Here is a 7,441-nt window from a genome sequence, read left to right on the forward strand (position 1 = left end):
TGGTCACATTGGTGACATTATTGGTGATGTTGTTGATGCGCGTCTGGGTCACCAGCACCTGGCGCTGGCGCCAGTCGGGGCGGGCGTCTCCGAAGAAGGCACTCATCACGCCGATGCCGCTGCTAAAGCTGATGCTGGCCGAAAAACCCGAGCTATAGCTGGGCGGGCGATAGCGCGGCGGCGGCACCCATACCAAGGGCGGCGCCGACGGCCACCACCAGCTACCGTAGACCACAGTCGGGTTGTAGTAGGGTACATAGACTACCTGCGGATTGACCGGCACGATCTCGATGACATCCTCTTGCACCACCACGCGCTGCTGCGGACTGGACTCCAGGGTGCCGGCAATGCGGGCCCGTTCGCGCAGGTTCTGCACCGTATCCATTACGGCCGGTTGTTGTGCCAGGAAGGCCTGACCCAATTGCTGCATCCAGTCCAGGCGATCATTCAACATCGCCAGCACCGAAGGAAACTGCACCAGCGCCTTCACGCTCGGATCCCACGGCATGGGCGCCACGGCGCGCGCCAGGCCGTCGCCCTGCAAGCCCGGTCGCGCTTCCACGAAACGCTGCGCTTGCACCACTTCCAGCGGATAGGTCGAGGCCATCAGCACCTGTGCCAACAGCGAATCGGGATACAGCGCCACCGGCGCCAGCATCTGGTCCAGTTGCTGCTGGGTATACACGGCCGGGGCTGCGGGATCGCTACTCTGCGCTTGCGCGGGCATACCCGAGACCAGCGAAAAGACCAGGCAGGCGGCCCAGGCCAGGGATGTCTTGTTCACGTCGTTCTCCTTGCCGAATTGCGTGCCGGGGAAGGATGCAGAAGAAAAATGCAGTTTCCCTTGCACTAAGGTGAAGCCATGTTCGACCAGGATCACCCGGCCAGGTGTAACGGAATTGCAAGCGATGTTTCAGGGCGATGGTGAGGGCAGTGGCGCTATTGCCGAAGGGAAAGCCTTGCGCAAGACGGGGGCTGCTGTGGCATCATGAACGGCCACGGAACGAATCTCATCAATGGAATTGATCCATCCGGCAATGGACAGATCCTGACCAGTTTCATGCGCACGGACCCGGTCAACTGCCCAAGAGGCGCGCCACGCCTGGGGCGAGACCAAGAGAGCCGGCGCAAGAGAAACGTTCTAAACTGTTTTCGCATCATGCATCAAGGCAAATTTTTTACGACAACAAGCCATCAAGCAAGGAACGACCATGAGCCATCACCTGATCTGGCGGCGCGATGATTTCCTCATCGACACCGATCCCGACCGGCTGGACATCCCCCTCATCCACGACGTACTGACCCATTCGAGCTGGTCTCCCGGCATCGACCTCAACACCGTGCGCACGGCCCTGGCCAATAGCCTGTGCTTTGGCCTGTATCGCGGCAAGCAGCAGATCGGCTTTGCCCGCGTGGTGACCGATCACGCCACCTTCGGCTACCTGTGCGACGTCTTCGTCATCGGCGAGCTGCGCGGCCAGGGCCTGGGGCGCTGGATGATCGAATCGGTCAACCAGCACCCGACCCTGCAGAAACTGCGGCGCGTCATGCTGACCACTTCCACCGCGCCGTGGCTGTATGCCAGCTGTGGTTTCGAGGCCATCAATCGCGGCGACTTCGTCTGGCATATCTCCCGTCCGGACATCTATCGCCAGGCTGCATCGCAGTAAGCCAAGTCTGCATCACTGCATGGTGATGGCTCATCAGCGGAGCCTGTCACGGCTCCGCTGTTTCATTTTTCCTCCTCGTTTTGCTCTTCCTTCAAGTAGCGCGGTGGCGCACTGCCTCGACCGAAAAAACTTATTTTTTGGCGTAATCACGATCTTCACTGAAGACAGGAAAACAGCGCGTGATTCCTGTCAGGCAGGGTCAGAAATCGGCTTGATACGCTACTGCTGGCACCGCTTTTTCTAAGCTTATTTCTTCCCGCATTGGCTTGTGGAGCGGCGCCTGGCGCTATGCAACTAAGTTTTGGCGATGACTTGATCCAGTTCCTGATGCAATGGCGCAAAGATGATCCGCATCAAAGAGTGGCCAGATGTGAATTTGCAGCATTTTTGTCCGACTTATAATTTTTTGGACATCTTTCATTGCCACCATCGCATCGCCACACCATGCATCCAGCGCCAAGGGCTGGGCCATGCCTACCGACATCCGATCATGACCATCACCAATAAACTCCGTCTCCTGCTTCTTGCCGTCGTCCTCGGCATGGCCAGTCTGACTGGCATGAGCATCTACCAGAGCAACAAGATCGCCGACGCCGCCAGCTATACCTCGACCAACATCGTGCCCAGCCTGCTGGTGCTGGGCGATGCGGGCGAAGCGGTGTTCCGTATACGGGTGGGTATCTGGCGTTATGCCGCCTCCACCGACGCCGCCACGCGCGCCAAGCTGGAAAAATCCATGCGCCTGGAAAGTGAAAAAGTCCTGGCCGCCTTCGAGCGCTACCAGAAGGAAAACCTCACCGATGCCACCGATACCCAGTTGCTGCAAGCCGACCGCGACGCCTTTGCCGACTATGAAAAAAGTCGCCAGACCGTGCTCGCCCTGGGCGCTGAAGGCAAGACCGAACAAGCACTGCAGGCGGTGGAACAACTGGTGGTGCCGCCCGGCGACAAGCTCATCAACGCCCTGGCGGCGCATCGCCGCTACAACGAGCAACTGGGCCGACAAGCCGCACAGAGTGCACAGGACAGCCTGCATTCAGCACTCTACCAGGCTGTAATGATGAGCTTGGTCGTCTGCGCCATCGTGGGCATGGTCAGTGTGGTGATTTCACGCACCATTTCCAGCGCCCTGGGCGAAGCCATCCAGGCTGCACGCGCCATTGCCACCGGTGACCTCAGCACCCGCATCCGTGGCCGTGCCAATGACGAAGTGGGTCAATTGATGCAAGCCATCCAGCAGATGACCGACAGCCTGGTGCGCATCGTCAGCAACGTGCGCAACAGCGCCAGCACCATCGACACTGCATCGGCCGAGATCGCAGCGGGCAACAGCGACCTGTCTTCCCGCACCGAAGCCCAGGCCGGCTCCATCGAAGAGACCGCCTCGGCCATGGAACAGCTCACCTCGACCGTGCGCCAGAACGCCGACAACGCCCAAGCAGCCAATACCCTGGCCAGTTCTGCTTCCAGCGTAGCCACCGAAGGCGGCCACGCGGTACAGCAGGTGGTAGAGACCATGGCTGCCATCAATGCGTCTTCGCTCAAGATCGTGGACATCATCAGCGTCATCGACGGCATCGCCTTCCAGACCAACATCCTGGCGCTGAACGCCGCGGTGGAAGCCGCCCGCGCTGGCGAGCAGGGACGCGGCTTTGCCGTGGTGGCCTCGGAAGTGCGTTCCCTGGCCCAGCGCTCGGCGGCCGCCGCCAAGGAAATCAAGGAACTCATCGACGACTCCGTGAGCAAGGTCGAAAGCGGCAGCCGCCTGGTCGCGCAGGCGGGCAGCACGATGCAGCAGGTGGTCGAGAGTGTGCGTCGGGTCACCGACATCGTCGGCGACATCACTGCCGCCAGCGCCGAACAGAGCGACGGCATCGTCCAGGTCAACCAGGCCATCGGCATGATGGACCAGGCCACGCAGCAGAATGCGGCCTTGGTAGAGCAGGCGGCAGCGGCCTCGCAGTCGCTGCGCGAACAGGCGGTGAACTTGGCGCAGGCAGTCGGGGTGTTCCGCCTGGAGCGTCAGGCGCAACTGATTGGCGAGGGGAGTGCGGGACCAGCGGCGGAGCGCGGCACGGCCATTGTGCAGCGTGAGGTATTGGCGCTGCCGGCCTGACCTCGGTGGGCCGGGCAGGCGCCGCTGATGGGGGTGCCTGCCTTGCTTTTATATCGATTTTATAAATTATTTATATTAATTTTTTGGATGGTCAGTTTCGGTCATGAAATTTAAAACCCGGTGATCTTTAGTTGCGGTATGGTTCCTGCTCCCAAGTTGGGGAAGGCATTTTGCAACGACCATATCACGCCAGGGAGAGCCGATCATGACCATTGCCAAGAAGCTGTACCTTCTCATCATCGCCGTCATTCTGGGCCTGTGCGCCCTGACGGCGTTGAGCATCTACCAGAGTCACCGGGTGTCGGAGGCAGCCAGCTATTCGACCAAGAATACCGTCCCCAGCATCCTCGCGCTGGATCAGGCGATCGAGTCGGTGTACGCGATACGGCTGAACGTGGCGCGCTACTTCATCGAACCCGCGGCCCGCGAAAAGATCTTCCCTGTCCTTGAGGCGCTGCATGAAAAGACGCAGGCCGCCTTCCTCAAGTACGAGAAAGACTGCATCTCCGACGCGAAAGACGAAAAGTTGCTGGAGCAGGACCGTGCTGCCTTTGCCGCTTACGAGAAGGCACGGCACCAGACCTTGGCCTTGGTCGGGAACGGGCAGCCGTCCGAACTGTCGCGCGCGCGGGAAGAGCTGCTGGTGCCAGCCGGCAACCAATTGATGAAAGCCCTGACCGAGCACAAGCAGTACAACGAACAGTTGGGCCGCCAGGAGATGGACAATGCCGCTTCCATCCTGCAGTCGTCTATCGTCATCACCGCCAGCGTCAGCCTTCTGATCGGTGCAATGGTGGCGGGAGCGAGCCTGCTGCTGGTGCGGTTGATCGTGTCGTCCCTGCGCCACGCCACGCACGTGGCCGATGCCATTTCCCGCTACGACCTGACCAGCAAGATCGATCACGCCGAGCGCGATGAAATCGGCCATCTGATGCAGGCACTCAAGCGCATGAACGACAGCCTGTGCAAGATCATCGGCAGCGTCGGCGACAGCACCGGTGCCATCCAGGTGGCTGCCGGTGAAATTGCCAGCGGCAATCTCGACCTGTCTTCTCGCACGGAAGCGCAGGCCGGTTCCCTGGAAGAGACTGCCACTGCCATGGGCCAACTCACTGCCACCGTGCGCCAGAACGCCGACAACGCCCACCAGGCCAACGAGCTGGCCGCCTCGGCCTCGGCCATCGCCAGCCAGGCTGGCGACGTGGTCAACGAGGTGGTGGTGACGATGGATGCCATCCATGCCTCTTCGCTCAAGATCGTGGGCATCATCAGCGTGATTGACGGCATTGCCTTCCAGACCAACATCCTGGCCTTGAACGCCGCAGTGGAAGCAGCGCGTGCCGGCGAGCAAGGGCGTGGCTTTGCCGTGGTGGCGTCGGAGGTGCGATCCCTGGCCCAGCGTTCTGCTGCAGCCGCTCGGGAAATCAAGGAATTGATCGACGACTCCGTCCACAAGGTCGGCGCCGGTAGCCATCTGGTCGCCGAGGCGGGCAACAGCATGGAGAAAGTGGTGCACAGCGTGCGCCGTGTCACCGACATCGTTGGCGAGATCAGCTCGGCCAGCAGTGAACAGAGCGCCGGCATCGAGCAGATCCATCAAGCCATTGGTGCGATGGACGATGCCACCCAGCAGAATGCGGCACTGGTCGAGCAGGCCGCAGCCGCCTCGCAGTCATTGCAGGAGCAGGCGGCGCATCTGGTGGAAGCGGTAGGGGTGTTCCGGCTCCATCGTCAGGCGCAATGGATCGCTGAAGGTGGCCAGATCCAGGCGCCGCGAGAGGCGCCCGCCATTGCGCAAAGCGAGGCATTGGCGCTGCCGGCCTGAGGTGACGGAACAGGGTCGGTTGCTGGCACGACCCAGTCATCCCCCATGACAACAAGGGCGCATCTCTGCGCCCTTGTTGTTTTCATCGTCAGCGTGGATCAGAACCGTCGGGTTTGCTCCACGCCAACGATCAATGCGGCATCACTTCTCCGGCATGGCCGAGGAGTGGTGGCTGCTGATGAGCCACTGCTTGCCATCCCATTCATAGGTGAAGGTGTAGCGGGCATGAACCACCTGGCCGGTGGTGCCGTAGGTGAAGCTGTAGAGACCGGCATCGATGGCGGTGTTGCAGCCGATCGACAGCCAGCGCATATCGATCTTGCCCACCGGCTTGTTATGCAGGAAGTGTTCGAAGTAATCGATACGTTCTTCGTTGGTAAAACGCGGTTTGTTGGACACGGTCGGCAACAGCAGCGAGCGCGGCGCATAGTTGGCGGCGACGGCTTCGGGCTTGAGTGTTTGCAGCGACTGGTTCCAACGGTCGAACAAGGCGGCGATTTCCTTGCCGGTGGTGGGCTTGCACACCTGGGTCTCGCCAGGTCCGGTCACCGAAAGTTCGGGGTTGGCATTGCCCGATTGGGTCGAGGCGCAGCCAGTGAGGATCAACGCTAACGCAGATACGGAAAGTGCAATTTTCATTTTTGTTTCCCCTAGTTGTTGATGTATTCAGGCGTTACGGAGAAGACAGTTTGGCGAATCCCCAGGTCTTCTGCGTGGGGCATTTTAACGGGGGGGATGTGGCGGTGGCAAATGTCTTAAATCCTCGTGGCGCTAACGCTCTGCGCGGCTTTTTGACAAGCTCGGGGGAGTCTTGGAGGCATGATTGTGCTTCTGCCAAGATATTGGAATTGCGGACGGATCATGTTCAGGAAGTGGCATCCGATGGCAACGTCATGATGGACGTTTGATGACGCGCCAGCAGACTACCAACAGCCCTAAGACCAGCAGGTATGCGATCACGATGGCCAGCGAGTCGCTACTGTACTTGTGGTCAAGCTCGGCCTGTGGGGACGGACTGCCGTGATAGTAGTCCACGCCATCCGATGTCCTGATCACAACCAGAGTATGTCCACAAAATCCGGCCGTAATTTCTTTGCCAGTGATTGGCTTGAGTTTGTCGTAGGGTGGTGCGCATCCGTGTTTATCGCATCCCGCAAGGAAAGTCCGACGAAAACTCTTTCCTTCTCCGCTTTCGATGACGACTGCTCTTCCAAGATAGTGGACCACGCCTTGTACCGAACGGTTGGCAGTTGTATAACCGGAATCATTGGCGCAGATGTCTGCGTGGGGTGGATGGAAGACTGTTAGGAGAAAAGGCGACATGAGCAACAGCCACATCACTCCAAAAAATAATGCTAATAGTGAAATGTCGAAATTTTGATCGGATGATTTCATCGTTGAGCATCAGGAGAAAAGTCCGGGGGGCGTTGCGTAAATGGCGGGCGTGCTTTTCTAACTAATACAAAAGCGGCATTGAACTAGGACAAACCGCTGGTGATGCTTTAGTTTTTCCGAGAGTGTATATCAGGTCTTGGCCGGTGGTTTTCTAAAGTGGAAGCGGTTAGCATCACCGAACACTTCGAAGTGGTAAGCTCATAAACCGTTGATATATTTCGCTTGGCTGTTACGTTTTTACAAGGGGGGGCGTATGCAACAAGTCGTCGCACCAAAAGGGGGTGGATACACCCTTCTTCTAGTTGCCGCAGCGGCACTTTGTTTTGCGTTCTGGTTGCCCTCCAACAGTCTGATCTTGCGGCTATATGCGATGGTGGCGGAGCGTTTCGTGGCAGCAAACAGATGCGATCATCACTTCACGGTTGACTATCTCTG

At 59.2% G+C, this 7,441-nt stretch carries 8 protein-coding genes; 4 read left to right on the forward strand and 4 right to left on the reverse strand.

Translation table 11 applies throughout. From position 1 onward, the window contains the following. Positions 1-784 (reverse strand): DUF3300 domain-containing protein (locus tag I5W_RS20955; protein WP_148289164.1); only part of this gene is annotated, 784 nt, incomplete at its 3' end. Positions 785-1,211: 427 nt separating this feature from the next. On the opposite strand from I5W_RS20955, the gene I5W_RS20960 reads away from it, so the two are divergent. Continuing rightward, positions 1,212-1,670, forward strand: coding sequence for a GNAT family N-acetyltransferase (locus tag I5W_RS20960; RefSeq protein ID WP_017450149.1), 459 nt, complete (start codon positions 1,212-1,214; stop codon positions 1,668-1,670). A 286-nt stretch (positions 1,671-1,956) separates the two neighbouring features. Here the strand turns inward: I5W_RS20960 and I5W_RS33610 are convergent, their stop codons facing one another. Further along, a complete protein-coding gene (locus tag I5W_RS33610; RefSeq protein ID WP_252717152.1) occupies positions 1,957-2,142 on the reverse strand; it encodes a hypothetical protein in 186 nt (61 codons plus the stop codon). 18 nt (positions 2,143-2,160) lie between these two features. Here I5W_RS33610 and I5W_RS20965 point away from each other — a divergent pair, with 18 nt between their 5' ends. Beyond that, positions 2,161-3,786 carry a methyl-accepting chemotaxis protein gene (locus I5W_RS20965; RefSeq protein ID WP_252717153.1) on the forward strand — a complete coding sequence of 542 codons (1,626 nt, stop codon included), beginning with the start codon at positions 2,161-2,163 and terminating at the stop codon, positions 3,784-3,786. Positions 3,787-3,991: 205 nt separating this feature from the next. Next, complete coding sequence (locus I5W_RS20970) at positions 3,992-5,611, forward strand: methyl-accepting chemotaxis protein (protein ID WP_044530690.1); 1,620 nt, start codon at positions 3,992-3,994, stop codon at positions 5,609-5,611. Between the two features lie 141 nt (positions 5,612-5,752). On the opposite strand, the gene I5W_RS20975 is transcribed toward I5W_RS20970, so the two are convergent. Then, a complete protein-coding gene (locus tag I5W_RS20975) occupies positions 5,753-6,250 on the reverse strand; it encodes a hypothetical protein (RefSeq protein WP_017450152.1) in 498 nt (165 codons plus the stop codon). Between the two features lie 252 nt (positions 6,251-6,502). Then, complete coding sequence (locus I5W_RS31560) at positions 6,503-7,006, reverse strand: hypothetical protein (protein WP_148289165.1); 504 nt, start codon at positions 7,004-7,006, stop codon at positions 6,503-6,505. A 253-nt stretch (positions 7,007-7,259) separates the two neighbouring features. On the opposite strand from I5W_RS31560, the gene I5W_RS32920 reads away from it, so the two are divergent. Beyond that, on the forward strand, positions 7,260-7,441 hold a 182-nt coding region (locus I5W_RS32920; protein WP_217284461.1), incomplete at its 3' end, for a hypothetical protein.

It is taken from the genome of Herbaspirillum sp. B65 (genome assembly GCF_000333555.1).
Taxonomy (GTDB): domain Bacteria; phylum Pseudomonadota; class Gammaproteobacteria; order Burkholderiales; family Burkholderiaceae_D; genus Herbaspirillum; species Herbaspirillum rubrisubalbicans.

Coding starts and splice junctions, on each gene's coding strand:
- I5W_RS20970 (WP_044530690.1), top strand. CDS start 3,992: ATGACCATTGCCAAGAAGCTGTACCTTCTCATCATCGCCGTCATTCTG.
- I5W_RS20960 (WP_017450149.1), top strand. CDS start 1,212: ATGAGCCATCACCTGATCTGGCGGCGCGATGATTTCCTCATCGACACC.
- I5W_RS33610 (WP_252717152.1), bottom strand. CDS start 2,142: ATGGCCCAGCCCTTGGCGCTGGATGCATGGTGTGGCGATGCGATGGTG.
- I5W_RS20975 (WP_017450152.1), bottom strand. CDS start 6,250: ATGAAAATTGCACTTTCCGTATCTGCGTTAGCGTTGATCCTCACTGGC.
- I5W_RS20965 (WP_252717153.1), top strand. CDS start 2,161: ATGACCATCACCAATAAACTCCGTCTCCTGCTTCTTGCCGTCGTCCTC.
- I5W_RS31560 (WP_148289165.1), bottom strand. CDS start 7,006: ATGAAATCATCCGATCAAAATTTCGACATTTCACTATTAGCATTATTT.